This is a genomic window from Trinickia sp. Y13 (assembly GCF_029522115.1).
Lineage (GTDB): Bacteria > Pseudomonadota > Gammaproteobacteria > Burkholderiales > Burkholderiaceae > Trinickia.
The window spans coordinates 110,623-137,193 of record NZ_JAKWFK010000008.1 but is presented as its reverse complement, the minus strand read 5'-3'; the positions used below and the strand labels follow the sequence as shown (position 1 = coordinate 137,193).

Sequence of the window (26,571 nt, the reverse complement as noted above, 5' to 3'; positions counted from 1 at the left end):
CGGGCGACCGGATAAACGCGATAAACGCGAGTCGCAGTCAAGAATACGCCGCTGCGCAAGTTGCGCGCCATATCGGCGCAACAGGTAAAAGCCGGTAAATAAAAAACCCATCCGCGCACGAGCGCCGGATGGGCCGAGACCAAACACGCGGCGCCAAGCGCCGCATCTTGTTCGTTTTTATTAGAACTTGTGGCGAATACCCACGCGCGCGACGGCCTGCTTCGACGAGCTCGAGACGTCGTCCGCTCCGGTGACATAAGCGTGATCGAGCGAAGAGCCCGTGCTGTCGCCCGCCACCTTTTGGAAGGCGCCTTGGATGTAGACGTCGGTGCGTTTGGACAGGTTGTAGTCGACCATCAGCCCGAACGTGTGGATCTTCGGCTTCACGCCGCCGAGCGACGTGTCATAGTTTTCCATCGTGTAGACATACTGCGCGCCGACATAGAGGGCCGGCGTCAACTGATATTTCCCGTTCAGCTCGAAGTTCTGAAACTTGAGCGAGTTCAAGGTCGAACCGGCGAGCGGCCCCGTGATCGGCACGAGCGAGTCGGTAGCCGTGAGGTACGCATCGGAGGTCGGGTTGCGCACGGTCGTATTCGTATAGACGAAGCCGGCCGTCGCCGGCCCGAACGTGTAATTAATGCCGCCGCCGAAGACACGCAAGCGCGACGAGACGAAATTGGCGTCGTTCGACGCGATCGCCCCGCCCGACGTCAAGCCGGGGTTGTTCGCTTGCAAGTAAGCGCCGGCCACCAACAGGCCGCCGTTCTGATATTGAGCGCCGATGCTGTATTGGCGGTTATTCGAGAAGCCCGGATCGTTGCTGAAGCTATAGGTGCCGCCAAATTGCAGGCCCGCATAGTTGGGACTCGCGTATTTGATGGTGTTGTTGACGCGAAACGAGTTATCGGTGTTGTCGTTATCGAACGGGTGCGACAACAGATAGCCGCCCCAATTTCCGTTGGCGGTGGTGGGCGCGAGATAGTCGACCAGCGCGTCGTATTGGCGGCCGAGCGTCACCGTGCCGTACGGGCTAGCCAGGCCGACGAACGCTTGGCGGCCGAACATGCGGCCGCCCTGATTCAAGCGGCCCGTATTGACGTCGAACCCATTCTCCAATTGGAAGATCGCTTTCAGGCCGTTGCCCAGATCTTCGGCGCCCTTCAAGCCCCACCGGCTGCCTTGCGCGAAGCCGCTTGCGAGCTCGTAGTTGTGGCTGCCGCGCACGTTGTTCGTATAGTTCAAGCCTTCGTCGATCAGGCCATACAACGTCACGCTATTTTGTGCGAACGCGGGAACGGCGAACGCCGCCGACGCGGCGAGACAGAGGACGTGCTTTTTCATTGCTTGCTCCAAACCGGCCAATTGATTCGAGAGACCCCGTAGATCGGGCCAAGCCCGCAGTCTTTGGCGACCGGCGATGCAATCGCTGTCGTCTCATCCGAACCGCTTGTCACCACCGCTACCGTGACGTGATGGACTGAATGGTTGCACGACGCCGACGCCAAGTCCATCCCGACTAGGCGCCCCGTGGCGGGTCGTTGCTTATTGCCAACTCCAGCCGCTGCGATCATTTGACTGCGCCGATAGCCCACGGCAAGAAGTACGTATGAATAGGGTATAACCCTGAGAATTAAATGCCACGCAGCGAGATATACCAGGCTAATAGAAAGGCGATAGAAAGCTAAGGCCGGTCTGCCGCCGCGCCGGCGTCCATCTGACAGAAAATCGCCGTGACGAATGGCGCCACGTGATGAACGATTGCCTTGCTGCCGGCCGTCCTCACGGCGGCTGTCACGCTGTCGGTCGTGCCCAGCACGACTGCGCCGTAAGCCGAATCGGCGAGCGGTTTGCCCTTGCCCCTCTGGAACATCGGATCGTCCTTTTGAAAGCCGACGATCGCAAACACGTGATAGCCGAAGGCGGTCAGATCCGCGCTGTGAGCGGGACCGAACGCATTGATCGAATTGGGCTCCACCCGCGATGGGCGCGGATCGATCAGGCCTTTGTCTTCCAATTCGCCGATGAATGCATGGGCGGATCGATCGCAATGCAGCGGTTCGTCGAGCGATGCAGCGAACAGCGGGGCCGAACGCACGGACAACAGGAGCAAGAAGGTGGCGAGGGCAAAACGTTTCATGGCGGCAAGAAATTACGCACCGTTACGCCGGACGGCTCACGATTCGAAATGGACCGAGCGCACGAGCCATGCCGGATCGACATGATGTAGAAAGTGAAGAAAGATGGCACTTTACCGGGTTTTGCCAACTCGGCGTGCGCGGCCCGGCAAGGGCTCCGCGCGAATGCGCCGTTGCAAACAACACTGCGTAAAAGCGTATATATTGCTTCGAATGGAAAATCGCGTTGACCCCTCACCTCGCGCCATCGCTCCCATGCCGCGCACGTGGGACGCTCGGCTCGCACGCCTTCTCGTCACGCCGCTGAAAGACACGCGCGTCACGCCGAATCACCTGACCACACTGCGTCTCGTCGTCGGGATCGCCGGAGCGGCCGCGCTCGCTCAGCCCACGTTCGGATGGATCAACGCCGGCGCCTTGCTGATCGTCCTGTCCAATTTCATCGATCACACCGATGGAGAACTGGCGCGCATCAGCGGTAAATCAAGCAAGCTCGGGCACTTCTACGATCTGGCAAGCGATGCGTTCGTGACCATCGCATTGTTCCTCTCGATGGGCGTCGGCATCGCGAGCGCCCATGAGGACGGCATCTTTGCGCAGGCTACGTGGCTAGGCGCGCTGGCGGGCGTCGCCGTCGCCCTCATTTTCTATCTGCGTATGCGCATCGAATCGCTGGCCGGTAAGGCCGGGACTCGGCAGGCATCGGCAGCCGGCTTCGAAACGGAAGACGTGCTCTATTTGTTGCCGCTCGTCACGCTCACGCACACCGTCGAGCCGTTCCTCATCGCCGCCTCGATCGGCGCGCCGCTGTTTGCACTGTGGGTCGTTCTCGATTACCGGCGCATCGTGCGGCGCCCGCCGCCGGGCGAGCGGGCAAGCGAAGCCTGGGTGTCGCGATGAATGCACGGGTTGCGGCAAACGATGCGCCCGTACCCGCATCGGCTCCGAGCCATGCGCCACAGGGCGAGGCACCATCGATCGACGAAATGCTCAGCGACACGGTGCGCAGCCTCGATCGCGATGCGCTGCGTGCGCAGTTCACGCAGCAGGGGGCGTTCCTCTACCTGGACACGTTCCTTCCGGACGAACTCACCGCGGGGCTCGCCGACAGCGCGCGCTCGCTCGAGCCCGCCGTCAATCGCAACTACTTGCCCGGCCATAAGCAAGGGGGCAGCGTCAGCCGCCATACGATCGATCGGCTCGCGCCGCAGATCGCCGAGCTCTACCGCTCGCGCGCCCTGATCGAATGGCTCGAAGCGATCACCGGCGACAAGTTGCTACTTTCGCCCGAGGACGACCCGCACGCTTACGCGCTTTATTACTACACGCGCGCCGGCGATCACATCGGCTGGCATTACGACACCTCGTATTACGACGGGCGCCGTTATACGCTGCTGATCGGCGTGATCGACGAGTCGTCGTGCCGCCTCGATTACGAGCTGCATACGCGCACCCCCGGCGTCCCGACAATCGCGGATTCGATCCAGTACCCGCCCGGCGCGATCGTGCTGTTCGACGGCGACAAGCTGCGCCACCGGATCACGCCGGCCAAAGCCGGCGACATGCGCGTGTCGTTGACGTTCGAATACGTGACCGACGCGCGCATGCGCCCGTGGCGGCGCTTCGTCTCGAACATGAAAGACGCGATCGCCTACTTCGGTTTTCGCCAAGTGTTCCGCTCGCGCGACGCCGCCGCTGTCGAGAAGAGAACGACATGACGCGAACGGCGGCGATTCTCTTCTCGCTCGGTGCGGCGGTGTTCGTTGCGCTGCTTGCACGGCAAGGCGCGGGCGCCGTTGCGTCCACGCTCGCATCGGCGGGCTGGGGGCTGCTCGCCGTTGCCGCGTTTCATGCGCTCCCGCTCGCCGTCGATGCCGCGGCGCTTGCTGTGTTGCTCGCGCGCCCAGCCTCCTTCGTCGATGCGCTGCGCGCGCGGTGGGCCGGCGAATCGGTCAACAGCTTGTTGCCGGCCGGTCAGATCGGCGGCCCTGTCCTCATGGCGCGGCATTTGGGGCAGCGCGGGGTGCAGATGCACGATGCGGCCGCAGCCGTCACCGTTTCGACGACGCTGCAGTCGGTCGCGCAAATCGCTTTTGCACTAATCGGCTTGACGGCGTTCGCCGCTTTTTCGGCCACGCAAAACGTGCACGCGGCGCGCATGCTGCACGTGGCGACGCTCTGCGCAACGGGCGTGCTCGCGGCCGCGATCGCAACCTTTTACTACGCGCAGCAACGCGGCCTGTTCGGCCGCTTCTCACGCTTGATCGGCAAAGCGCTCGGCGCGCGGCGGGCGCTGCGCGCGAGCGCGCGCGCCGACGCGATCGACGAGGCCGTGCGCGAACTCTATCGCGCGCACCGGCGCGTCGCCGCGTCGTTCGCCCTGAGCTTTTGCGGATGGATCGTCGGCATCGGCGAGGTATGGCTCGCGCTCGCCTTCATCGGACATCCGGTCAGTTGGCTCGATGCGCTGCTGCTCGAAAGCGTCGGCCAAGCGATACGCGGCGCGGCCTTCGCGATTCCCGGCTCGCTCGGCGCTCAGGAAGGCGGCTACCTGCTGCTTGCCCCGCTCGTCGGGCTCACGCCCGATGCGGCGCTGGCGTTGTCGCTCGCCAAGCGCGCGCGAGAGCTTGCACTCGGTTTGCCAGGCATGGTCTATTTGCATTGGAGTGAACGGGATTGGCAACGCCGGCGTGCGCCGCGCGTGCCGCTTACCGATTGACGCGAGCCGGCCGCCGCGTCTTTCGGCTTCTTGCCAGGAGAAAAAACAAGCATGCGAGCGATCATTCTCGCCGCGGGCCTCGGCCTGCGCCTACAGCAACCGCCCGAACAGCAATTTCCCAAGTGCTTGTTGCGCTTTCATGGCGTGACGCTGCTCGAACGCCACCTGCGTGCGTTGCGCGCGGCCGGCGTCGAGCAAATCGAGCTCGCGCTCGGCTTCCAACCCCAAAGCATCGAAGCGGAGCTCGATCGCATCGAGTGGCGGCCAAGGCCGCGGATCGTGATCAACCCGCGCTACGACCTGGGCAGCGTCTTGACGGTGCATACGATGGCGGAGGCGCTCACGCGCGGCGGCGACGTGTTGCTGATGGATGCCGACGTGCTGTACGACGCAGCCATCTTGGACGCCCTCGTGGCGGGGTCGAGCGTCGATCGGCTGTTGATCGATCGCGACTTCGAAGCCGGCGACGAGCCCGTCAAATTGTGCTTGCAGAACGGCACGCCAGTCGAGCTTCGCAAACAGCTCGCGGTCGGCTTGCAGTACGACACGATCGGCGAATCGGTCGGCTTTTTTCGCTTTCGGGAGAGCACGGCGCGCCGCCTCGCCGACATCGTCGCCGGCTACGTCGCGAGCGGCCGCACCAACCTGCCGCACGAAGAAGCCGTGCGCGACCTGTTATTGGAGGGGGGGCGCTCCTATGACGTCGCCGACGTCACCGGACTACCGTGGATCGAGATCGATTTCCCGGGCGACATCGCCCGCGCCGAGCGCGAAGTGCTGCCGCGTCTCGCCCAGCCGGCAGGAGCGGAACGATGAACGCGCGCGACCCGATTATCGACACCCGTTCGCGCTTCGACCGATTGCGCGAGATGCTCGTCAGCGACGAGCTCGAATTCTTGATGGAGGCACATAACGGTCTCTCCGCACGCATCGTGCGCGAGGCCGGGTTCAAAGGCATATGGGCGTCCGGCCTCGCCATTTCGGCGCAGTTCGGCGTGCGCGACAACAACGAGGCCAGTTGGACCCAGGTGGTCGACACGCTCGAGTTCATGGCCGACGCGAGCGACCTGCCGATCCTGCTCGACGGCGACACGGGCTACGGCAACTTCAACAACGTGCGGCGCCTCGTGCGCAAGCTGGAGCAGCGCGGCATCGCGGGCGTGTGCATCGAAGACAAGCAATTTCCGAAAACGAACAGCTTCATTGGCGGCGAACGTCAGCCGCTTGCCGATATCGACGAGTTCTGCGGCAAGATCAAAGCCGGTAAAGATTCGCAGTCCGAAACGAATTTCTCCATCGTGGCGCGCGTGGAAGCGCTCATCGCCGGTTGGGGGCTGCAAGAAGCGCTCGCGCGTGCGGAAGCCTATCGGCTCGCCGGCGCGGACGCCATTTTGATCCACAGCAAGCTGTCGCGTCCCGACGAGATCCTTGCATTCGCTCGCGAATGGGCCGGCCGTGCCCCGCTCGTCATCGTGCCGACGAAGTACTACAGCACGCCGACCGAAGTGTTTCGAAAAGCCGGGATCAGCACGGTCATTTGGGCCAATCATCTCGTTCGTGCCGCTGCGTCGTCCATGCAAGCGGTCGCGAAGGAGATTCACCGCAGCGAGACGCTCGTCAACGTCGAAGAGCGAATTGCCAGCGTCGAGGAAATCTTCCGGCTGCAAAATGCAGACGAATATGCGGCGGCCGAACGCGTCTATCTGGCTGCCTCGCGCAAGCCGGGCGCCGCGATCGTACTGGCGGCGAGCCGCGGGCACGGGCTCGAAGCCGTCACCGCCGAACGCCCGAAGGTGATGCTGCCCGTTGCGGGCAAGCCGCTACTGCGCTGGCTCGTCGATGCATTCAAGAAGCATGCGATCAACGACATTGCCGTCGTGGGCGGGTACCGCGCCGATGCAATCGATAAGGCGGGCATCAAGCTCGTTCTCAACGAACGCTATGCACAGACGGGCGAGCTCGCCTCGCTCGCCTGCGCCGTCGACGCCGGGGAGCTCGCCGCCGACACGTTGATCTCTTACGGCGACTTGCTCTTTCGCAGCTATATTCTGCGCGACCTCGTCGAAAACGATGCGCCGTTCACGGTCGTCGTCGACTCTTCGCACTCCGAGGCATCGAATCGCACCGCGCGCGATTTTGCCTATTGCTCGGCCCCGGACGAGCGCGCGCTGTTCGGCCGCAAGACGCTGCTGCAGCGCATTCGCAGCGGCAAAGCGGATAGCGCGCCGCCCGACGGCAGATGGATAGGGCTGCTGAGCGTTCGCGGGGAAGGGATCGAACGCCTGCGATCGATGCTTGCGGAACTGAGGTTGCAGCCGGAGTTCGACTCGCTCGACGTACCGGCGCTCATCAACGCGCTCATCGACGCGGGCGAGCAGATCGAGGTGCAATACGTTCACGGGCATTGGTGCGGCGTGAACGACCTGGAAGATTTCAGGCGCGCGGGCGATTTCGCGCATGCGCAAACGCCCTTCGCGCTCGGGCGCGGCAACGGTCAAGGGGAAGCGCAATGATCGAAGCCGCACAATTCGTCGAGGCGGCGCGGCGCCGGGGCTTCTCGTGGTACGCAGGGGTGCCCTGCTCGTTTCTCACGCCATTCATCAACTATGTCCTGCAAGACCCGTCGCTGCACTACATCAGCGCCGCGAACGAGGGCGATGCGGTCGCGCTGATCGCGGGCGTTGCGCTCGGCGCGCGCGCTGGCGAACGTGGCGTCACGATGATGCAGAACTCCGGCCTCGGCAACGCCGTCAGTCCGCTCACCTCGCTGACGTGGACGTTCCGCCTGCCGCAATTGCTCATCGTGACCTGGCGGGGTGAACCGGGCGTGGCCGACGAGCCGCAGCACGCACTGATGGGGCCGATCACCCCGGCGCTACTCGAAACCATGGAGGTTGCCTGGGAGCCGTTCCCCACCGACGCCGAAGCGGTCGAGGCCGCGCTCGAGCGGGCCGTCGCGCATATGGACAAGACCGGCCGTCCCTACGCGCTCGTCATGCGCAAGGGTAGCGTCGCGCCGTATCCGCTCGCGGAAACGAAAGCGCCGCGTCGCGCGGCATGCGTGGCGCGCACGCAGTGGCGGGGCGCGCCCGAAGACGGCTTGCCCTCGCGGCGCGACGCGCTCGAGCGCGTCGTCGCGCACACGCCGGCCGATGCCACGGTGGTGCTTGCTTCGACGGGGTTTTGCGGGCGCGAGCTCTATGCGTTGGACGATCGGCCCAACCAGCTCTACATGGTCGGCTCGATGGGATGCGTCATGCCGCTCGCGCTGGGTCTTTCGCTCGTACGCCCCGACTTGAACGTCGTTGCCATCGACGGCGACGGCGCCGCGCTCATGCGGATGGGCGCCTTCGCCACGCTAGGCGCTTACGGGCGCAGCAACTTGGCGCATCTGCTGCTCGACAATGGCGTGCACGATTCCACCGGCGGGCAGGCCACGGTCTCGTCTCACGTGTCGTTCGCCGCGATCGCGGCCGCATGCGGCTATGAATCGGCGATCGAAGGCGACGATCTTGCCGTCGTCGATACGCTGCTTGAGCAGCCACGCCATGGCGGCGCAATTGGAGGGCCCCGTTTCGCACGCTTGACGATTCGGCGCGGCACCGCCGAAGGCCTGCCTCGCCCCACCATCACGCCCGCCGACGTGAAAGCGCGTTTGATGCGCCATATCGGCGCGGCATAAGGATACTTGCTCGATGAAGACGCTCCTGCTCAACCCCGGCCCCGTGACCTTATCCGAGCGCGTGCGCCAAAGCTTGCTGCAACCGGATCTATGTCATCGCGAAAGCGATTTCTACGACCTGCAGGACGAGGCGCGCGCCCGGTTGCTGGATGCCTATAAGCTCGATCCGCAAAAATGGGCCGCGACGCTGATGACTGCCTCGGGCACCGGCGCCGTCGAAAGCATGATCGCTTCGCTGGTGCCTGCCGATAGCCGCTTGCTTGTCGTGCAAAACGGCGTCTACGGCGAGCGCATCGCGAATATCGCCAAGCAGTACGGGATCGAATATCTCGCACTCGCGCACGATTGGATGAGCGCCCCCGATCTCGCTGCCGTCGCGAGATGTCTCGACACGGAGGGCCCTTTTTCGCACGTGGCCGTCGTCCATCACGAAACGACGACGGGCCGCCTGAACGACTTGCACGGGATCGGCGCCCTATGCGCTTTGCACGGCGTGCAGTTGCTCGTCGATGCGGTCAGCAGCTTCGGTGCGGAGACGATCGATTTCGATGCCGCGAATATCGCCGCGGTTGCCGCGACGGCCAATAAATGCTTGCACGGCGTGCCGGGCGCTTCGTTCGTCATCGCCACGCACGGCTCGATCGAGCGCGCGGCGAGCCGTACCTACTATCTCGACCTGGGCCGCCTCGCCCGCATGCAAGCGGCCCGCAACACGCCATTCACGCCCTCGGTCCACGCCTATTACGCCCTCGTCGAAGCATTGCGCGAGTTCGAGGACGAAGGCGGCGTGCCCGCAAGGCACGCGCGTTATGCGGCGCTGGCCGAGCAAGTGCGCAGCGGCCTCGCCGCACGCGGCATGGCCTCGATCCTGCCGCCTGAGCACTCGTCGGTCGTCCTGCGCGCGTACGAACTGCCGCGCGAGGTTGCCTACGAGCCGTTGCACGATGCACTCAAAGCACACGGCTTCGTCATTTACGCGGGCCAAGGCGATTTGTCGAAGCAGCTGTTCCGAATCTCCACCATGGGGGCGCTGACCGCGGCCGACATCGAGCGCTTGTTGCAAGCCTTCGACGTACTGACGCGGTAATGTAGGTCCGCGCTGGATGTGTCACCGGCAGCGCACGGTTATCTAAATTATACCTGTACGGTATAATTATCGACAAATTGGTAATTCAGGATAACCGATGGAGCTGACTGAACTGTGGCACTTCCCGCGCCCCGATCTTGCGCGCGCCTATCTCGCCACGCTCAACGCGGGCCTCATTACATCGACGACGATATTCGCACCGCGCCGCACCGGCAAGACCGCGTTCCTATTGCGCGACCTGAAGCCGTACGCCGAGACCGAGGGCTACACGGTAGTCTATGCGGATCTCTGGCAAACACGGCAAACGCCGGGCGCCGCTTTGGTTCGAGCCCTCGAAGAGGCCCTCGAGCCGCACTCGCTGCTCGAAAAAGTCATCGCACGGCTTCAAACGCCGGTCAAGGCCCTGAAGGGCAAAGCCGAATTTGCCGGCGCCAAGCTCGAAGGGCATATCGAACTCGAGGACGATCAAAAGCACAAGATCACCGATACCGCCCTGCTCATCGACGCCCTCGTGGCCGAACTCGCGAAGCGCAGGCCCGTGCTCTTCCTCGTCGACGAAGCGCAAGCGCTAGGCCGCAGCAAGGAAGGCGAGGAGATGGCGCGCGCGCTGCGCACCACGTTGACCAAGCATCAGCGCAAGCTTCGCATGCTGTTCACCGGGTCTTCGCGCACCAAGCTCGGCCACGTCTTCACGAATGCGAACGCGCCGCTTTATTCGGCCGCCAGCACGGTGCAGGACTTCCAGTTGCTCGGCGACGAGTTCGTCGATTACATCGCGCGCCGCTTCAAGGAATCAACCAAGCGCAAGCTCGATACGGCCGCCGCGCGCGAAGCGTTCGCATTCTTCGGCCGGCGGCCCGAGCCTCTGATGGAAACGGTGCTCGCGCTCATGATGAGTCCGGCGCTGACCTTCCCCGAGGCGATCGCGATGCAACAGGAAAAGCTCGCGCGCACGGAAAACCACGAGGGAACGTGGAATTCGCTAGACGCCACCGAGCGCGTCCTGGTGCGGATGTTTGCCGACGACCCTTCGATGAAGCCCTTCGCCAAGGCGACGCTCGTGCGAATTCGCAAGCGCGTGGGCATCGAAGATCTGCAGGCCACCCATGTTCAAAAGGCGCTCGGCCGCCTCGCGGAAAAGACGGTGGTGGCCAAGAGCCCGCGAGAGGTCTATGAATTCGAGAACGATAGCTTCGCGGATTGGGTCCGCAACATCGTGGACTGAATAAATTACTCAACAACAATTCGTTTTCATTAAACAACTACAACGGCCATGCGCTCGGCCGTCCCTTGCCCTCTCGAGCCTCGGTTCTGCGCGAACTACAAGGGTTTTCCATAGTTCAAGTCGGCGGCAGCGCTGCTAGACTTCGCCTCAAGTTTAGTAACTCAACAATGAACTAAACAACCGCAGGCGCATCGGCATGCGCCGCTCAGATTGCGAACCGCCGCACACGGAGGTGCCAATGACGCCCGATACCCTGGAAGGACTGCTACGCGCCATCGCACGAACGATCGTCGAACACGCCGATGAATTGACGGCGCTCGATCAGGCGATCGGTGACGGCGATCACGGCCTGAACATGAAACGCGGTTTCGAACACGTGGCGGGCCAAGCGGCCGCGCTATCGCAGCGGCCGTTGGCCGAAGCCGTGACCGAAGCGGGCAAAACGCTGGTCATGACCGTCGGCGGCGCGTCGGGCCCGCTCTATGGGACGTTCTTCATGACTTTCGGCAAGGCCCTGCCAGAACAGCCGGCATTGCCCGATCTGGCCGAGGCGTTCGATGCCGCCGTCGCGGCCGTCGAACGGCGCGGCAAATCGACGCCAGGCCAAAAAACGTTGCTCGACGTGCTCGTGCCCGTGCAGCAGCAACTGCGCGTCCCCGGCGAACAACTGCTCGCGCGCATCAAGCAAACCGCGCTTCATGCCGCCGACGCCACCACGCCGATGCGCGCGATTCGAGGCCGCGCCTCGTTTCTGGGCGAACGATCGATCGGCCACATGGACCCGGGCGCGCGTTCTTGCGCGCTCGTCATCGCAACGTTGTGTGATTTTCTCGAGGGTTGAACCGTGTCGAATGTCGGAATCGTCATCGTCTCTCACTCCACCAAAGTCGCCGAAGGCGCGGCGGACATGGTGCGGCAAATGGTCGGCGATAGCGTGCCGCTCGCCTATACCGGCGGCAACGCCGATGGCGGCTTGGGCACCGATGTCGGCGCCATCGCCGACGCCATCGAGCGCGCATGGTCGGACGCGGGCGTCGTCGTGCTCGTCGATCTCGGCGGCGCGGAAACGAACAGCGAGATGGCCATCGAAATGCTCGACGACGCTCGACGCGGCAAGGTGTTGCTGAGCAACGCCCCGCTCGTCGAAGGTGCGGTGATCGCCGCTGCCGAAGCATCGGGCGGCGCCAGCGCGCTGCAAGTGAAAAGCATGGCTGAAGAACTCCAGTCGCATTGAACGAGGAACGTCACATGTCGGATACGGTCGTCGCCGGTCACGCCCACTTGTCGAATCCCACGGGGTTGCATGCTCGGCCGAGCGTGAAGCTCACGCAGCTTGCCAAAACGTTCGTCGCGCAAGTTGAAATCGCCCTCTCTTCCGACGGCCCGTGGGTGAACGCGAAGAGTCCCGTCAAAGTGATGGGTTTTCAGGCCGAAGCGGGTGCGGTGCTACATTTTCGCGCCACCGGCGAACAAGCGGCGGACGCCGTAGCGGCGATGATCGCGCTCGTCGAGTGCAACTTCGGCGAAGCTGCTCACGCTCACCGGGAGGGCCAACGAAATGGTTGAGCGCGTGCTCTCGGGTCAACCCGCTTCGACTGGCCTCGCGGCGGGACCGCTCATGCGCCTGACGCCAGCGCCCACGCCAATGCGCGAGCGCGTCAAGCACGCGAAGATCGAGCATGAGGTGCAGGCCTTGCGGGAGGCGCTCTCGCGCGCGGCGCATCAACTGCAAACGCTGACGGAGCACGCCGACACGGCAGCCTCCGACGTTATCGGCTTTCAGTTGGCGCTCATCGAAGACGAGACGTTGACGCAGCCCATCTACGAAGCCGTGCGATGCGGACAAGCCGCCGATACCGCATGGGCCGGCGCATTGGACGATGAGATCGAGCACTACGCCGCTTCGTCGAACGAATACTTCCGCGCGCGTGCGTCCGATTTGCGCGATTTGCGCGATCGCGTGCTCGACGCCCTGTTCGGAGACGATGCCGCGCCAATGGTGCGCCACGGGGCCGTCGTCGTGGCCGACGATCTCTCGCCGTCGGCGTTTCTTGCGATCGATTGGTCCTCGGCGCGCGCGATCGTGCTCATGCGAGGCAGCGCCAGCAGTCACGTCGCGATGCTTGCGCGTGCCAAAGGCGTACCGATGATCGTGGGCCTCGCAGGGCCTATTCCCGAGCATGCAAGCGAAGTGCTCGTCGATGCGGTGTCGGGCACGCTTCACGTCGAACCGACCGAGGACGATCGCCGTCGCTTTGCTGCGCGCATGGAAGGCGAAGCGGCCCGGCGCACCGCGGCCACCCGGCGCATCCGCGAGGCCGCCGTCACACGAGATGGCGTGCGCGTGGCCGTGCGCATCAATGTCGCCAGTCTCGCGGAACTCGATCGTTTCGATGCCGCCGCTTGCGACGGGATCGGGCTCGTGCGCACGGAGTTGCTGTTCGGCGAGCACTTCGCAGACGCCGACGAAAACACGCAATACCACGCTTATCGGCGCCTTCTCGATTGGTGCGCGGGCAAGCCCGTCGTCGTGCGTACGCTCGATGCGGGCGCCGACAAGCCCATGGCCGGCATCACGCTCGAACATGAATCGAATCCGTTTCTCGGCATGCGCGGCGTGCGGCTCTCTTTGGCGCGCCCCGATCTGTTTCGCGTGCAACTGCGCGCGCTCGCGCGGGCGGCGGCGCACGGCGATCTGAAGGTGATGATCCCAATGGTGACGACGCCGAGGGAACTCGAAGCCGTGCGCGTCATGCTCGCCGAAGAAATACGGCAACTCGAACGCGCGGGCATCGACGCGCGCATGCCGCCGCTCGGCATGATGGTGGAAGTGCCGGCCGCCGCGCTTGCGCCCGAATCGTTCGACGCCGATTTCCATTCAATCGGCTCCAACGATCTCACGCAATACGTGACGGCTACCGGGCGCGACAACGCCGCGGTGGCGAGCCTGGCCGATCCGCTCAATCCTGCCGTGCTGCGGCTCATCGCGCACGTCGCGCATCACGGCGCCGCACGCGGCCTCGAAGTGAGCCTGTGCGGCGATGCCGCGGCCGACACGGCCGTGCTCCCTCATTTGCTCGCATGCGGGCTGCGCGCGCTTTCGGTTGGCATTGCCAGCGTCGCACGCGTGAAAGCAGCCATTGCCGACCTCGACGTGCATGCATCGATGTCGGCACTACCCGTCGACGTTGCCCTCTTCAGTTCCAATCATGATCGACGCATCAAATAGCACCGGCGCTCGCGAAGACTTCGTCGCGCAATACAAGCGCATCCTCGCTCGCGTACTGGACACCCGCCCTTCCGGGACGCGCCAGCATTTGGCCACGGCGCTCGGCAAGCATCGTTCATTCGTCTCGCAGATCAGCAATCCTGCGTACGCAACCCCGATTCCCGTCGATCACCTGAGCACGATTTTCACCGTCTGCCACTTCTCCACCGCGGAGAAGCGCGTTTTTCTCGATCTGTATCGGCAGGCGCATCCCCGGCGTCAGTTGCCCACCGGCAATGGACACGGGACCCGCACCATCAGCGTGACGCTGCCCGATCTGGGCGAGGAAACGAATCGCCACGTCGATCACCTCGTCGCCGAGTTCGTTCGCACGCTCACGCAGATGGCGCAAACCTTCGCTTCCGAAGCTTCCGACGCTTCCGAAAGGGAGCGGCCTTCGAGGGGACTCGACTAGCGCCGGCCGGTACCTGCCGAGCGACCGCCCGGCAGCCAACGGCCCAACCCTGCAAGGATTCACAACAGGAGGAGACACAGTGAAAAAGCTGATCAACGCACCCGAAACGGTGCTCGCCGAATCGCTCGACGGCTTCGCACTTGCGCATGCCGACCTCGTCGAACTCGGCGAGGGACGAAAGTTCGTGCGGCGAAAGCAGTCGACGCCGGGCAAAGTCGCCCTGATCTCCGGCGGCGGCTCCGGGCACGAACCCCTGCATGCGGGCTTCGTCGGGCGCGGCATGCTCGATGCCGCGTGTCCCGGGCAAATCTTCACCTCGCCGACCCCCGATCAAATCGTCGCCGCCATGCAGTCGGTGGATTCGGGTGCGGGGTCCGTGCTGATCGTGAAGAACTACGAAGGCGACGTCATGAACTTCGACATGGCCGCCGAAATGGCCGAAGGCAATGTGCGCACCGTGATCGTCGACGACGACGTCGCCGTCGATCGCTCGACCTATTCGACGGGCAGACGCGGTGTGGCCGGCACGCTGATCGTCGAAAAGCTCGTCGGCGCGGCGGCCGAGCAAGGGCGCGACATCGAACGGTTGGCCGCGCTCGGCAAAGCCGTGAACAGTCGAACGCGCTCGATGGGCGTCGCGCTGACCTCCTGCACCGTGCCGGCCGCGGGCACCCCGACGTTCGTGCTCGGCGAGAACGAAATGGAACTGGGCGTGGGCATCCACGGCGAGCCGGGCAGGCGCCGCGTCAAGCTGGATCGCGCCGATGCCATCGCCGAAGATCTGGTCGGGCCGATCGTCGAAGACCTCGCACCGCGCAACGGACGCGAGTGCATTCTCCTCGTCAACGGCTTCGGCGGCACGCCGCTATCGGAACTCTATTTGATGGTCAATGCCGCGATGACGCGCTTGCGCGCACGCGGCGTGAGGGTTGCGCGTTTCTTGACCGGCAACTACGTGACGTCGCTCGAGATGGCCGGGTGCTCGATCACGCTCACCGAGCTCAACGACGATTGGCTTTCGCTTTGGGATGCGCCGGTCCACACCCCCGCTTTGCATTGGGGTCAGGCGTGAGCGCGCGCATGGGTATGTAGTCGACAACGATCGAATCGATGGAGAACGTCATGAACGGATTTGTCGGTGAATTGATTGGCACGGCTATTCTCGTGCTCATGGGCAACGGCGTGGTGTCGAACGTGTTGCTCACGCAGTCGAAAGGACAGAACTCGGGATGGATCGTGATCGCGACCGGTTGGGCCTTCGCCGTGCTGGCCGGCGTCGTGGCCGCCGTCGCGTTGGGCAGTCAGGGCCACCTGAACCCTGCCGTCACGCTCGCGTTTTACGCCCTCGGGCATTTCCCCGGCAACGAGGTGTTGCCTTATATTGCCGGGCAAGTCATTGGCGCATTCATTGGCGCCGTGCTCATGTGGATCACGTATCTCGCGCATTGGAAAAAGACCGATGACGCGCGCATCAAGCTCGCCTGCTTTTCGACGGGACCGGCGATCCGCGCGCCATTCTCGAACATGTTGACCGAACTGATCGGCACGTTCGTGCTCGTGTTTCTCGTCGTGGCCATCTTCACCAAAGCCGTCGGCACCACGGGAGTGCTAGGGCCGCTCGTCGTCGCGCTGATCGTCTACGGCATCGGGCTCTCGCTGGGCGGGCCGACGGGGTTCGCGATCAACCCTGCTCGCGACTTCGGCGCTCGCGTCGCACACGCGGTGCTGCCGATCGCCGGCAAGGGCTCATCCGATTGGTCGTATGCTTGGGTGCCGATCGTCGGTCCGATCCTCGGCGGCATCGGTGCGCTCGGGGTCGCACGCCTTGCCGGGATGATGTGATCCCGACCGAACGCGACCGGCCAGCGCACGCGCCTACGCAGCGAGCTCGCCAAGCCGGCGCACGGCCGCATCGAGTTCGCTCGTCCAGCGATTGCCCGCATTCAACCTGAGGCAATCGTCGAACGCCCCGCCCTCGCCGAACAAATGCCCGGGCGCGAAGCTGATCCCTTCCGCTCGCGCGCGCTCGAACAAATCACGCGTGCTGCGCGGCGGCCCGTCCCCACTGGGCAGCTTGGCCCACAACACGAAGCCGCCAGCCGGACGCGTCACTTCCGTGCCTGCGGGAAAATAGCGCAGCACAGCCTGGCGCAGCGCCTCTTGCTGACTGAGCAGCGCAGCCTTCAAGCGGCGCAAGTGCAAGGCATAGCCGCCACCTGCCAACAACTGTGCCACCGCCGCTTGCTGCAACTCGGCCGTCGCCATGCTCGTCGTGAACTTGAGCGCTTTGACGCGCTCCGTGAAGCGTCCCGGCGCGATCCATCCCAGACGCAAGCCGGGCGACAGGCTCTTCGAGAAGCCGCCGCACAGCAAGACGTTGCCGTGCGTGTCGTCGAACGCGCGCACCGGCCTCGGGCGCGTCTCGCCGAAGCACAAATCGCCGAAGATATCGTCTTCGATCAGGACGACGTCGCGCTCGCGCAGCAGTTCGACGAGGGCGCGCTTGGACGCATCGCTCGGCACGCTGCCGAGCGGATTGTTGCCGTTCGCCACCGTCACCACGGCCTTGATCGGCACGCCGCGATCGAGCGCTTGCTTCAAGGCATCCACGTCGATGCCCGACTGCGGCCGGCATGGAATCGGATAAGCCGGCATCTCCAAAGCACGCAAGATCTGTAGGAGGACGAAATAAGTCGGCGATTCGACGGCAATCGTGTCGCCGGGACGCGCGACCGCGCGCAGCGCCAGATTCAATGCTTCGACGCACCCGTTGGTCACGACCAGTTCATCCGGATCGAGCTCGCAGGCGTACTGCATTGCCTGGCGTGCAATCTGCGCCCGCAATGCCGGGTACCCCGACCCGCGCACGTGCGAGCCGACGAGGTCCCGATGTTGATAAGCCAGCCGCCGCAACAACACGCTGAACCGCTCGATCGGATAGAGCGCCGCTTCCGCCGAAGCGAGATCGAGCCGCACCGCCGTGGGCGCACCCGCAATCGCGAGATGGTCGCGCGCCTGCGCGTCGACTTCCGCGGCCGGGCGTGCCCATCGTTTCGGCGCGCCGCTTTTCGGCTCGCTCTGGCCGCCTGCCCGCTTGCCGCGGCGCATGCGTTTCGCAACGAAATAGCCCGAGCGCGGCCGGGCCTCGATGTGTCCCCGCGTCTCGAGCCAACGCAGCGCCTGTAGCGCAGTGGTCAAGCTCACGCCGTGCTGCGCGGCAAGCGTGCGCACGGACGGCAGGCGCTCGCCCTCGTTCATCGCCGCCCCTTCGACGTTCTCCCAAAGCCGCTGCGCCAACTGCCGATACAACGGCTCGTCCTGCTCTGCGCAATCCATGACGCCTCGTAGAATCGCAAAATCTGTTATGTAACAGATTCGGCACAGTTGTGTATAGGGTCGAAGCGCGACGCGTGCCACCATGAGCGCATCGAACAAGGCATGCCACAGGAGAATCGAAATGGAACAGGCTGCATTGAAATACGACTTTCGCAGCGATACCGTCACGCGCCCCAGCGCCGCCATGCGGGCTGCAATGGCGGCGGCGGAAGTTGGCGATGACGTATTCGGCGACGACCCTACCGTGAAGCGCCTGGAGGCGCGCGTGGCCGAGACGATCGGCAAGGAGGCCGGCCTGTTCGTCCCCTCTGGCACTCAGTCCAATCTCATCGCCTTGATGACGCATTGCGAGCGTGGCGACGAATACATCGTCGGCCAGCAAGCGCACTGCTACCGCTGGGAGGCTGGCGGCGCCGCCGTGCTCGGCAGCATCCAGCCGCAGCCGCTGGAGAACGCGGCCGACGGCACGATCGCGCTGGCCGACATCGAAGCGGCGATCAAGCCGGACGATCCTCACTTCGCTCGCAGCCGGTTGCTGGCGCTCGAGAACACGATCGGCGGCAAGGTGTTGCCCGCCGATTACGTGCAAGCGGCGACGGCGCTCGCCAAGCAGCATGGTTTGCTGTGCCATCTGGACGGCGCGCGCCTGTTCAATGCGGCCGTCGCCTCGGGCACGAGCCCGGCGCAACTCGCGTTGCCGTTCGATACGGTTTCCGTTTGCCTCTCCAAGGGCCTCGGCGCCCCGGTGGGCTCCGTGCTCGTCGGCTCCAAGGCAGCCATCGACCGCGCGCGGCGCTGGCGCAAAATGCTGGGCGGCGGCATGCGGCAAGCCGGGATTCTAGCGGCCGCCGGACTCTATGCGCTCGAGCACAACGTCGAGCGCCTGGCTGTCGATCACGCAAACGCGCGCGTGCTCGCGCAAGGGTTGGCCAAGCTGCCGGGGCTGACCGTCACCGCCCCCGACACCAACATCGTGTTCGTCAACGTCGAAGCGTCGCTTGCTCCCGCGTTCGCCTCGCACTTGGCCCACCACGGCATCGGGATCGTTTCGTCTTACGGCGCCACGCGCCAACGATGGGTCACGCATCTCGACGTCGATTCGGAAGCAGTGGATTACGCGTTGTCGGTGGCCTCGTCGTTCGCCGCGCAATGAACGCAAAATTTCATGAGTGAAGGCATTGAGTTGCGCAGGCAACGATATTGACGATACAAACAGAAGAGCACGCCATGCACGCCGACAATTTTTCCCTCGCAGATTATTTCGCTCGCATCGACTACTCAGGTCCGCGCACACCCGACATCGAAACGGTGACGCGCATGATGCGGCGCCAGTTGTTTTCTGTACCGTTCGAAAATCTCGACGTCCAAGCAGGCAAGATCGTATCGCTCGTGCCCGAGGAAATCGTCGGCAAGATCATCCACCGCAAGCGCGGCGGCTACTGCTACGAAGTCAATGGGCTGTTTTCGATGGCGCTCGAGTCGCTCGGCATCGCCCATCGATTGGCCGCGGCGCGGCCGATGACCTACCCGATGCGCCGCCCCAGGACGCACATGGTCGTCATCGTCGAGCTGGGCGGAGAGCAGTGGCTGTGCGACCTCGGTTTCGGGGCCAACGTCATTCGCGCGCCTATTCCCCTTACCGCGCTGGGCGTGGAAATCGACCAAGAGGGCGATGTCTACATGCTCAGCCTCGGCGACGACGGCTTTTACCTCCTGCGCACGAAGATCGACGGCGAATGGGCAAATCTATATGCGTTCGATCTTTCCACGCAAGAGTGGGTCGACTTCGTGCCGGCCAATTATCTGAACTCGACGCATCCCGATTCCATCTTCGTACAAAAGCTCGTCGCCGTTCTGCTGACCGACTCGGGCCGGAAAACCTTGGCCGGCGATAGCTTCAAGACGGTGTCCCACGGCCGCGTCGAAAAACGCACCATCGCACAGGACGAAGTGCCCGCGCTGTTGGCACGCGAATTTGGCCTCGCGATGCCCCCTCGCGTATAACAATGGCAGGCGCTGTCACAAAACGCCGGGGTGCACCGTCTAAGGGTGGTTGGGGCCATTGCCCCGGTCCGTCCGCTTTCGAGTCCCATATGAGTATGCCTCCCGTCACCCCGGCACCCGATGCCGACCCGTTCGACGCCTTACGCTCGCGCCTGTTTCTCGTGGCGTACCGCATGCTCGGCACCCGCGCGGACGCCGAAGACGTCGTGCAAGAGGCATGGTTGCGGTGGCGTCAGAACACCGACCGCGCGGCGGTTCAATCGCCCGAGGCTTGGCTCGTCACGATCGTCACGCGACTCTCTATCGACCGGTTGCGCGCGCTAAAAGCCGAACGCGAAGCTTACGTCGGCTGGTGGCTGCCCGAGCCGCTCGTCGAGGGCGACGAGCGCACGCCGGAAACTGCCGTCGAACTTGCCAGCGATGTGTCGATGGCGCTGCTATGGGTGCTCGAACGATTGTCGGCGGAAGAGCGCGCCGCATTTTTGCTGCGTCAGGTGTTCGATCACGGCTACGACGAAATCGCCGCATTGCTCGGCAAAACCGAAGCCGCTTGCCGCCAAATGGTTCATCGCGCCTCCGAGCGGGTGCAGCAAAACCGCACGCGGTTCGACGTCCCGCGCGAGGCGCACCGGCGCGTGGTCGAAAAATTCATCCGCGCGGCGCAATCGGGCGAGCGCGACGCCATTCAAGCGCTGCTGGCCGAGGATGTCGAACTCGTCGGCGACGGCGGCGGCAAGGTGCCGGCCGTATACAAAGTGTTGCGCGGCGCCCATCGAATCGCCAACCTCTTCTGGGTCACGGGGCGGCGCTTGGGCGATCAGACGGTGTACCGCCATGCGCTGATCAACGGCGAACCGGGATTTCTGCGGTACGTCGACGGCAAGCTCGAATCGGCAATGGCGCTCGCAACGGACGGGGAGCGCGTGCTCGGGATCTACGCCGTGCGCAACCCCGAGAAGCTCACCGGCATTGCCCAGTCGTTGGCGCCGTAACAGCTGTCACAAAAACGAGCAGCGCCTCGTCTTGGAAGCATGGACGCCGCATGGGGCGGCGCTCCGCTCCCACTCGACAGGCACAGCAATGACGCACCCCCCCCGCCTCAACTATTCCCAATTGGCCCCGACAGCGTTTCGCAATCTCTATCAACTTTCGGCCGGCTTACGTCGCGACATGCTGGGGCATCGTCTGGTCGATCTCGTCCTGCTTCGCGTTTCGCAGATCAACGGCTGCGCTTACTGCATCGACATGCACTGGCGCGACCTCATCAAGATGGATGTCGACCCGCGCCATGCGAACGCCGTCGCCGGATGGCGCGAAGCGCCGTTCTTCGACGAGCGCGAGCGCGCGGCGTTGGAATGGGCCGAACTGGTCGCGGGGCTGCCGCATACCGACCCGAGCGATGAAGCTTTCGCGCGACTGCGCACGCAATTCACCGACGAAGAAATCGCCGAGCTCGGGTTCGTGATTGCGACGATCACTGCGTGGAACCTGCTGAACGTGAGTTTCCGTAACCCGGTGCCGGAAAAGGCCTAACCCGTGTCGGGCTCAGCGCGTCCCTTCGCGCCATAGCAGCGTCAGAACCGTCATGAGGGCCGGGCCGATGAAGAGCCCGACCAAACCGAAGGTTTCGGCGCCGCCGAGGATGCCGAACAAGACCAGCAGAAACGGGAGCCTCGTCGAACTGCCGATGATGCCGGGGCGCACGAAATGCTCGGCGATGAAGACGACGATGGCGCCCGTCGCCAGCACGGCGAACGCGCCCACGACTTGGCCGTGCGCGAACAGCCACAGCGCCGCGCCGCCGAACGCGAGCGGCGCGCAAAACGGCAGCATGGCGGCCACCGCCGTGACGAGACCCAGCTCGGCCGCATGCGGCAAGCCTGTCGCGAAGTAGGACGCGCCGATCAGCACGCCTTCGCCCAACCCGACCACCACGAGGCCGGTCACGGTCGCACGCACGGCGGCGGTCATGCGTATGACAAGGTGCGTGCCGTCCGCGCCAAACACACGCCGCACGCTGCGTAGCGCCTGCTCGGCCACGCGCGGCCCCGAACGCAGAAAGACGAATAGCGTCAGCAACATGAAACCGAAATGCACGACGCCTTTCAAGGCGGCGCTGCCGAAGTGCCGCCCGGCCGTCGCGACTTGCCCGCCGCGCAGCGCCTCCATGGCGGGCGATCCTTCGAGCGGCCGCGCGAGATTGGTTTGCCACCACGCCGCGATTTGATTGCCGAACGGCAACCGGGTCACGAACGCAGGAACGGCAAACCCGGTTTGCGTGATGTCCTTGATCCACGTAACCCATTGATGCGCTTCGTGCACCACCTGCGTGAAGACGAGCACGAACGGCAGCACGACGAACAATCCGACCACCGTCGTCAACAGCAGCGCGACCATGTTCGCGCGCGCCGCACTTTGCTTGGCTTGGCTCAAGCGCTGCAACAGCGGCCAGATGACGATCGCGATCACGAGCGCCCAGACGATGGCGGGAATGAACGACCGGATGATCCACAGTGCCAGCGCCACCAGCGCCGCGTAGAGCGCGAGCATCGCAATGCGCTGACTGCGCTTTCCGTCTGCGGTATCTTTCGTGGCAAGCGGGGGATTTGACATGGCAAACGCCTTGGCGAGGTGACGGTCGATCGTCGACATGTTAGCGAAGATCGCGCCCGGTACGATTCGGCGCTCGGCTCGGGAAGGCAGTTTGCTAGGAATCTCCTCCAATTCACGGCCCGCATTCGCCGCACAAGGTCCAGCCATGCGCCATCGTTTCGCCTCATCGCTATCCGGCAGTCGTGCGGCCAAGTTCGCCGCGCTTTCGATTGCACTCGCGTGCGCATTGGGCGCGAGCCGTCATGCCGCCGCCGATGATGAGAGCGAGGCCACTCCCGCCACCGCGGCCGCCTCTACCGAGACACCGGCCGCAGCGCCGGACGCCAAGGCCCATGGCAGCCTCTCGGCAAACATGGCACATGCGCAATCGGCGGCGCCCCGCGCCGCGCTACCCGTCCCGCGCGAGACATCGACGGTGACCGACCACGCCCTGAAGCTGGACGGCCGCAAGATCGATTACCGCGCCACGGCAGGCAACCTGCTGCTGCGCAACGATGCGGGCGAGCCTGAGGCGAGCATGTTCTACGTGGCGTATACAACGAAACCCGCCCAGCACGGCGCCCCGCGCCCCGTGACCTTCCTTTTCAATGGCGGGCCGGGTGCGGCGAGCGTGTTCTTGCTGATGGGATCGGTAGGCCCCAAGCGCGTGCATACGTCTAGCCCCACGGCCACCCCGCCCGCACCCTACGTGCTGGCCGACAATCCCGACTCGTTGCTCGACAAGAGCGACCTCGTCTTCGTCGATGCGGTCGGCACCGGCTACTCGAAGGTCGTCGGCCACGGAGACGGCAAACGGTTTTGGAGCGTCGACGGCGATCTCGACGCCTTCACCCGCTTCATCGACCGCTACCTGAGCGTCAACGATCGATGGAATTCGCCGAAGTTTCTGCTCGGCGAATCGTACGGCACGACGCGGGCGGCGATGCTGGCCTACCGCCTCGCGCAGCACAACATCTCCTTGAACGGCGTCGTGCTGCTCTCGTCGGTCCTCAACTCCGCCGTCCAAGCGCCCGGCTTCGATCTCATGTACGTACGCTATCTGCCGTCGTATGCGGCAGCGGCGTGGTATCACGACAAGCTCGGACCCGGCAAAAACACCGATCTGCCGGCGTTTCTCGACGAAGTGCGCGCGTTCGCGGCGGGCCCGTATGCGGCGGCGCTGGCCAAAGGCGACACGTTGCCCGATGCGGAGCGCGACGCAATCGCGGGCCAAATCGCCCGTTACACGGGACTGGACACGAAATATGTGATCGGCGCGCGCCTACGCATCCCGCCGTCCCACTTTCGCAAACAGCTCTTGTTGGCGCAAACGCGCAGCATAGGCCGCTATGACAGCCGCTTCGAAGGCATCGAATACGACCAAGATTCGTCCTCGCCCGACTACGACGCATCCGAGAGGTACATTACCGGCGCCTTCTCCGCCGCGTTTCACCAACATCTCGCGCAGGATCTGCATGACGCGCACGACAGCGCTTATCGCGTGTTCAACGATCACGTGTTGAGCGCCTGGGACTGGAAGCACCATGTGTGGTGGGGCGAGACGCTCAGCGCCCCGTATGCCGCCGCCGATCTCGCGGAAGCGATGCGTCAGAACCCGCACCTGCGGGTGTTATCGGCCAACGGCTACTACGATCTCGCCACGCCGTTCTTTGCGACCGAATACGATCTCGAGCACATGGGCCTGCCGCCCGCGCTACGCAAAAACGTGCGGGTGACGTATTACCCGACGGGTCACATGATCTACCTCGACGATGCGGCCCTGCATGCGCTGAAAGGCGACTTGGCGCGTTTCTACGACGAAGCCGCCGGTCGATAAACGGCGATTTTAAACGAACGACATCGTCAATCTAAATATACAAACGAATCTTTAAGCGATAAGCGTAAATTCTATTGAAAATTAGCATCGATCAGAACACCCTGCCCATGGGAGATTGATACCGATTATTCATATCCCATAAAGTCTATCGCATTAATTTCGCCACAGACCTTGCATTCGATGCCAAACAACCCGCACAGGGGGCGCATGACCGCCACGGCGCCGGACAGACCCGCATTTCCACTACCACTCCTAACAGCTACACGACAACATTTTTGACCTGTTAGGTTAAACATGCTCAATAAATCATTGAGTGTCGCAATATCCATCCATTAATCACAACGTTGGCTCGAGACGGCAGCAAAACTCAAATCCGTTGACTCACCGCATTCCCGCGGATACGGCGTCTCTTGACGTTGAAATCCTAGGAGGTTCAATTGAAGTCGACAGTGAAATCGAAGGGGTCGGTATCGGCTATTTTCAAAACCGCGGCGTTGGCATTGCCGCTCGCCGCTGCCTCGGTTGCCGCGCATGCGGCCGGTTCGCCGACGATATGGGTCGGCACCGAGACAAAGGCCTTTCTTACGCCCGAGCAAATGCGGACATTCGCGGCCGCGCCCGCCGCGCAAGCGACTGCGGGCGAGCCCGAGCACGTCGTCGTCAGCCTGCGCGTGCGCAATTTGAAAAAGCTCGAGGCGCTCGGCCGGGCCGTGAACGAGCGCGGCAATGCGAAGTATGGGCAATTTCTGACGCCGAAAGCGTTCCTTGCCGAATTCGCGCCCAGCGAAGCCCAAGTGCAAAAGGTCGTCGCGCACTTGCGAAAAAGCGGGTTCGTCAACATTCGGGTTTCGAAAAACCGCCTGCTGATCTCCGCCGACGGCACGGTCGGCACAGTGAAGACAGCTTTCAATACGCCGCTCGTTCACTTCCGCAAGGGCGAGCGCACGGTCGTGGCCAATTCGGCGCCGGCGCAAGTGCCTGAAGCGCTCGGCGATACCGTGTTGTCCGTGCTAGGCCTGCAAAACGTGACGTTGGCCCATACGATGGCGGTCAGAGGCCCGCGTACGCAGCCGAAGCCTCATGCGGCCGGGACCGAGACGGGGCATTACCCGCTCGAATTCGGCTCGATCTATGGCGCGGCGAGCCTGCCGAGCGCATCGCAAACGACGGTGGGCGTGATCACGATCGGCGGCGCGGGCCAGGCCACACAGGATCTGAACCAATTCACCGATGCAAACGGTTTGGCGCAAGTGAACGTCGCCGCCGTGCAAACGGGCGACCCCAGCGGCAATTACAGCGACGATCAAGAAGGCCAAGGAGAATGGGACCTCGACAGCCAAGATATCGTCGGCGCAGCTGGCGGCGCGGTCAACCAGTTGATCTTCTATGAAGCCGACATGGACGCATCGGGCAACACGGGCTTGACGCAGGCGTTCAATCAAGCCGTCAGCGACAACGCGGCCAAGGTCATCAACGTCTCGCTCGGCTGGTGCGAAACCGACGCTCAGGCCGACGGCACCGTGGCCGCCGAGGATCAGATCTTTGCCGCAGCCGTGGCGCAAGGGCAGACGTTCTCGGTTTCGTCGGGAGACGAAGGCGTCTACGAGTGCAACAACCGCGGATATCCCGACGGCAGCACGTACTCGATATCATGGCCCGCATCGTCGCCCAATGTGATCGCCGTCGGTGGAACGACGCTTTTCACCTCTAGCGGCAGGTGGGCCAAGGAAACGGTATGGAACGAAGGGCTCGACGGCAACGGCAAACTCTGGGCCTCGACCGGCGGCGTCAGCGTGGTCGAGCCCGTGCCTTCTTGGCAAAGGGCGCTTTCGGTGAGCCCCAAGCCGAGCGGGCGCGCCGTGCCCGACATTTCGTTCGACGCGGCGCAAGGCTCGGGAGCGCTCGTCTACAACTACGGCCAAATCCAGCAGATAGGCGGCACGAGCCTGTCTTCGCCGATCTTCGTCGGCTTGTGGGCGCGGCTGCAATCGGCTCACGCCAACTCGCTGGGGTTCCCCGCTTCGAGCATCTATAGCGCCGTGAGATCGACGCCATCGCTCGTCCACGACGTGACATCCGGCAACAACGGCTACAGCGGCCACGGCTACAAAGCCACCACCGGCTGGGACTACCCGACCGGTTGGGGCAGCTTCGTCATGTCGAAACTGGCCTCGTACGTGAGCGCCCATCCGTTCGAGCAATGAGCCGTAAAACCGCCTGAACCGGGCTCGCGGTAGATTGCCCGTAAGCGGACGGTAAGCTCGAACG

25 protein-coding genes are annotated in these 26,571 nt (G+C 63.9%); 21 read left to right on the top strand and 4 right to left on the bottom strand.

The features are described 5' to 3' along the window. Nucleotides 1-180 precede the first annotated feature (180 nt). The gene (locus tag MMB74_RS15910) at nt 181-1,344 is read right to left on the bottom strand and encodes a porin (protein ID WP_277429616.1); all 1,164 of its coding nucleotides are present in this window, start codon (nt 1,342-1,344) and stop codon (nt 181-183) included. A 340-nt stretch (nt 1,345-1,684) separates the two neighbouring features. Next, nucleotides 1,685-2,140, bottom strand: coding sequence for a hypothetical protein (locus tag MMB74_RS15905; protein ID WP_277429615.1), 456 nt, complete (start codon nt 2,138-2,140; stop codon nt 1,685-1,687). A gap of 211 nt (nt 2,141-2,351) precedes the next feature. Between MMB74_RS15905 and MMB74_RS15900 the strand changes: the two genes are divergently transcribed. From MMB74_RS15900 to MMB74_RS15830, 15 genes are all read left to right on the top strand, one after another. After that, entirely contained in the window at nt 2,352-3,038 is a 687-nt protein-coding gene (locus MMB74_RS15900; protein ID WP_277429614.1) for a CDP-alcohol phosphatidyltransferase family protein, read from the top strand. A gap of 86 nt (nt 3,039-3,124) precedes the next feature. Further along, complete coding sequence (locus MMB74_RS15895) at nt 3,125-3,856, top strand: 2OG-Fe(II) oxygenase (protein WP_277429613.1); 732 nt, start codon at nt 3,125-3,127, stop codon at nt 3,854-3,856. Then, complete coding sequence (locus MMB74_RS15890) at nt 3,853-4,857, top strand: flippase-like domain-containing protein (RefSeq protein ID WP_277429612.1); 1,005 nt, start codon at nt 3,853-3,855, stop codon at nt 4,855-4,857. Before MMB74_RS15895 ends, MMB74_RS15890 begins: the two co-directional genes overlap by 4 nt. A 51-nt stretch (nt 4,858-4,908) precedes the next feature. Further along, nucleotides 4,909-5,673: a phosphocholine cytidylyltransferase family protein gene (locus MMB74_RS15885; protein ID WP_277429611.1), complete on the top strand. Its 765-nt coding sequence runs from the start codon at nt 4,909-4,911 to the stop codon at nt 5,671-5,673. Further along, on the top strand, nt 5,670-7,370 hold the full coding sequence (aepX, locus tag MMB74_RS15880) for a phosphoenolpyruvate mutase (protein ID WP_277429610.1): 1,701 nt from the start codon (nt 5,670-5,672) through the stop codon (nt 7,368-7,370). Before MMB74_RS15885 ends, aepX begins: the two co-directional genes overlap by 4 nt. After that, on the top strand, nt 7,367-8,539 hold the full coding sequence (gene aepY / locus MMB74_RS15875) for a phosphonopyruvate decarboxylase (protein WP_277429609.1): 1,173 nt from the start codon (nt 7,367-7,369) through the stop codon (nt 8,537-8,539). The genes aepX and aepY overlap by 4 nt, the downstream gene beginning before the upstream one ends. Nucleotides 8,540-8,552: 13 nt before the next feature. Beyond that, complete coding sequence (locus MMB74_RS15870) at nt 8,553-9,626, top strand: 2-aminoethylphosphonate aminotransferase (protein WP_277429608.1); 1,074 nt, start codon at nt 8,553-8,555, stop codon at nt 9,624-9,626. A 97-nt stretch (nt 9,627-9,723) separates the two neighbouring features. After that, nucleotides 9,724-10,851, top strand: a complete 1,128-nt coding sequence (locus MMB74_RS15865) for an AAA family ATPase (protein WP_277429607.1) — start codon at nt 9,724-9,726, stop codon at nt 10,849-10,851. Between the two features lie 238 nt (nt 10,852-11,089). Further along, nucleotides 11,090-11,692: a dihydroxyacetone kinase subunit DhaL gene (gene dhaL, locus MMB74_RS15860; protein ID WP_277429606.1), complete on the top strand. Its 603-nt coding sequence runs from the start codon at nt 11,090-11,092 to the stop codon at nt 11,690-11,692. A 3-nt stretch (nt 11,693-11,695) separates the two neighbouring features. Continuing rightward, the gene (gene dhaM / locus MMB74_RS15855) at nt 11,696-12,085 is read left to right on the top strand and encodes a dihydroxyacetone kinase phosphoryl donor subunit DhaM (RefSeq protein ID WP_277429605.1); all 390 of its coding nucleotides are present in this window, start codon (nt 11,696-11,698) and stop codon (nt 12,083-12,085) included. 14 nt (nt 12,086-12,099) lie between these two features. Continuing rightward, nucleotides 12,100-12,417 (top strand): HPr family phosphocarrier protein, encoded by a 318-nt coding sequence (locus MMB74_RS15850; RefSeq protein WP_277429604.1) that lies wholly within the window; start codon nt 12,100-12,102, stop codon nt 12,415-12,417. Continuing rightward, the gene (ptsP, locus tag MMB74_RS15845) at nt 12,410-14,080 is read left to right on the top strand and encodes a phosphoenolpyruvate--protein phosphotransferase (RefSeq protein ID WP_277429603.1); all 1,671 of its coding nucleotides are present in this window, start codon (nt 12,410-12,412) and stop codon (nt 14,078-14,080) included. The genes MMB74_RS15850 and ptsP overlap by 8 nt, the downstream gene beginning before the upstream one ends. After that, entirely contained in the window at nt 14,061-14,534 is a 474-nt protein-coding gene (locus MMB74_RS15840) for a hypothetical protein (RefSeq protein ID WP_277429602.1), read from the top strand. The genes ptsP and MMB74_RS15840 overlap by 20 nt, the downstream gene beginning before the upstream one ends. A gap of 79 nt (nt 14,535-14,613) precedes the next feature. After that, nucleotides 14,614-15,606: a dihydroxyacetone kinase subunit DhaK gene (gene dhaK, locus MMB74_RS15835; protein ID WP_277429601.1), complete on the top strand. Its 993-nt coding sequence runs from the start codon at nt 14,614-14,616 to the stop codon at nt 15,604-15,606. 50 nt (nt 15,607-15,656) lie between these two features. Then, complete coding sequence (locus MMB74_RS15830; protein WP_277429600.1) at nt 15,657-16,376, top strand: MIP/aquaporin family protein; 720 nt, start codon at nt 15,657-15,659, stop codon at nt 16,374-16,376. Nucleotides 16,377-16,409: 33 nt separating this feature from the next. Here MMB74_RS15830 and MMB74_RS15825 read toward each other — a convergent pair whose 3' ends face one another. Further along, nucleotides 16,410-17,870 (bottom strand): PLP-dependent aminotransferase family protein, encoded by a 1,461-nt coding sequence (locus MMB74_RS15825; protein WP_277429599.1) that lies wholly within the window; start codon nt 17,868-17,870, stop codon nt 16,410-16,412. A gap of 121 nt (nt 17,871-17,991) precedes the next feature. Between MMB74_RS15825 and ltaE the strand changes: the two genes are divergently transcribed. The 4 genes from ltaE (at nt 17,992) to MMB74_RS15805 (ending at nt 21,407) form a co-directional block, all read left to right on the top strand. Then, nucleotides 17,992-19,023, top strand: a complete 1,032-nt coding sequence (gene ltaE / locus MMB74_RS15820) for a low-specificity L-threonine aldolase (protein ID WP_277429598.1) — start codon at nt 17,992-17,994, stop codon at nt 19,021-19,023. A gap of 74 nt (nt 19,024-19,097) precedes the next feature. Beyond that, nucleotides 19,098-19,874, top strand: a complete 777-nt coding sequence (locus MMB74_RS15815; protein ID WP_277429597.1) for an arylamine N-acetyltransferase — start codon at nt 19,098-19,100, stop codon at nt 19,872-19,874. An 89-nt stretch (nt 19,875-19,963) separates the two neighbouring features. Further along, complete coding sequence (locus MMB74_RS15810) at nt 19,964-20,866, top strand: RNA polymerase sigma-70 factor (protein ID WP_277429596.1); 903 nt, start codon at nt 19,964-19,966, stop codon at nt 20,864-20,866. An 88-nt stretch (nt 20,867-20,954) separates the two neighbouring features. Beyond that, nucleotides 20,955-21,407 (top strand): carboxymuconolactone decarboxylase family protein, encoded by a 453-nt coding sequence (locus MMB74_RS15805; protein ID WP_277429595.1) that lies wholly within the window; start codon nt 20,955-20,957, stop codon nt 21,405-21,407. Between the two features lie 12 nt (nt 21,408-21,419). On the opposite strand, the gene MMB74_RS15800 is transcribed toward MMB74_RS15805, so the two are convergent. Further along, nucleotides 21,420-22,487, bottom strand: coding sequence for an AI-2E family transporter (locus MMB74_RS15800; protein WP_277429594.1), 1,068 nt, complete (start codon nt 22,485-22,487; stop codon nt 21,420-21,422). A gap of 145 nt (nt 22,488-22,632) precedes the next feature. Between MMB74_RS15800 and MMB74_RS15795 the strand changes: the two genes are divergently transcribed. Then, complete coding sequence (locus MMB74_RS15795; RefSeq protein WP_277429593.1) at nt 22,633-24,303, top strand: peptidase S10; 1,671 nt, start codon at nt 22,633-22,635, stop codon at nt 24,301-24,303. Nucleotides 24,304-24,779: 476 nt separating this feature from the next. Further along, nucleotides 24,780-26,507, top strand: a complete 1,728-nt coding sequence (locus MMB74_RS15790; protein WP_277429760.1) for a S53 family peptidase — start codon at nt 24,780-24,782, stop codon at nt 26,505-26,507. Nucleotides 26,508-26,571: the final 64 nt, after the last annotated feature.

What these genes read in the sequence shown, in the direction of transcription:
- MMB74_RS15795 (WP_277429593.1), top strand. Translation starts at nt 22,633, where the DNA reads ATGCGCCATCGTTTCGCCTCATCGCTATCCGGCAGTCGTGCGGCCAAG.
- MMB74_RS15870 (WP_277429608.1), top strand. Translation starts at nt 8,553, where the DNA reads ATGAAGACGCTCCTGCTCAACCCCGGCCCCGTGACCTTATCCGAGCGC.
- MMB74_RS15905 (WP_277429615.1), bottom strand. Translation starts at nt 2,140, where the DNA reads ATGAAACGTTTTGCCCTCGCCACCTTCTTGCTCCTGTTGTCCGTGCGT.
- dhaL (WP_277429606.1), top strand. Translation starts at nt 11,090, where the DNA reads ATGACGCCCGATACCCTGGAAGGACTGCTACGCGCCATCGCACGAACG.
- MMB74_RS15895 (WP_277429613.1), top strand. Translation starts at nt 3,125, where the DNA reads ATGCTCAGCGACACGGTGCGCAGCCTCGATCGCGATGCGCTGCGTGCG.
- MMB74_RS15815 (WP_277429597.1), top strand. Translation starts at nt 19,098, where the DNA reads ATGCACGCCGACAATTTTTCCCTCGCAGATTATTTCGCTCGCATCGAC.
- ptsP (WP_277429603.1), top strand. Translation starts at nt 12,410, where the DNA reads ATGGTTGAGCGCGTGCTCTCGGGTCAACCCGCTTCGACTGGCCTCGCG.
- MMB74_RS15805 (WP_277429595.1), top strand. Translation starts at nt 20,955, where the DNA reads ATGACGCACCCCCCCCGCCTCAACTATTCCCAATTGGCCCCGACAGCG.
- MMB74_RS15800 (WP_277429594.1), bottom strand. Translation starts at nt 22,487, where the DNA reads ATGTCAAATCCCCCGCTTGCCACGAAAGATACCGCAGACGGAAAGCGC.
- MMB74_RS15830 (WP_277429600.1), top strand. Translation starts at nt 15,657, where the DNA reads ATGAACGGATTTGTCGGTGAATTGATTGGCACGGCTATTCTCGTGCTC.
- MMB74_RS15810 (WP_277429596.1), top strand. Translation starts at nt 19,964, where the DNA reads ATGAGTATGCCTCCCGTCACCCCGGCACCCGATGCCGACCCGTTCGAC.
- MMB74_RS15885 (WP_277429611.1), top strand. Translation starts at nt 4,909, where the DNA reads ATGCGAGCGATCATTCTCGCCGCGGGCCTCGGCCTGCGCCTACAGCAA.
- MMB74_RS15910 (WP_277429616.1), bottom strand. Translation starts at nt 1,344, where the DNA reads ATGAAAAAGCACGTCCTCTGTCTCGCCGCGTCGGCGGCGTTCGCCGTT.
- MMB74_RS15840 (WP_277429602.1), top strand. Translation starts at nt 14,061, where the DNA reads ATGATCGACGCATCAAATAGCACCGGCGCTCGCGAAGACTTCGTCGCG.
- aepY (WP_277429609.1), top strand. Translation starts at nt 7,367, where the DNA reads ATGATCGAAGCCGCACAATTCGTCGAGGCGGCGCGGCGCCGGGGCTTC.
- MMB74_RS15890 (WP_277429612.1), top strand. Translation starts at nt 3,853, where the DNA reads ATGACGCGAACGGCGGCGATTCTCTTCTCGCTCGGTGCGGCGGTGTTC.
- MMB74_RS15865 (WP_277429607.1), top strand. Translation starts at nt 9,724, where the DNA reads ATGGAGCTGACTGAACTGTGGCACTTCCCGCGCCCCGATCTTGCGCGC.
- MMB74_RS15850 (WP_277429604.1), top strand. Translation starts at nt 12,100, where the DNA reads ATGTCGGATACGGTCGTCGCCGGTCACGCCCACTTGTCGAATCCCACG.
- MMB74_RS15825 (WP_277429599.1), bottom strand. Translation starts at nt 17,870, where the DNA reads ATGGATTGCGCAGAGCAGGACGAGCCGTTGTATCGGCAGTTGGCGCAG.
- aepX (WP_277429610.1), top strand. Translation starts at nt 5,670, where the DNA reads ATGAACGCGCGCGACCCGATTATCGACACCCGTTCGCGCTTCGACCGA.
- MMB74_RS15900 (WP_277429614.1), top strand. Translation starts at nt 2,352, where the DNA reads ATGGAAAATCGCGTTGACCCCTCACCTCGCGCCATCGCTCCCATGCCG.
- ltaE (WP_277429598.1), top strand. Translation starts at nt 17,992, where the DNA reads ATGGAACAGGCTGCATTGAAATACGACTTTCGCAGCGATACCGTCACG.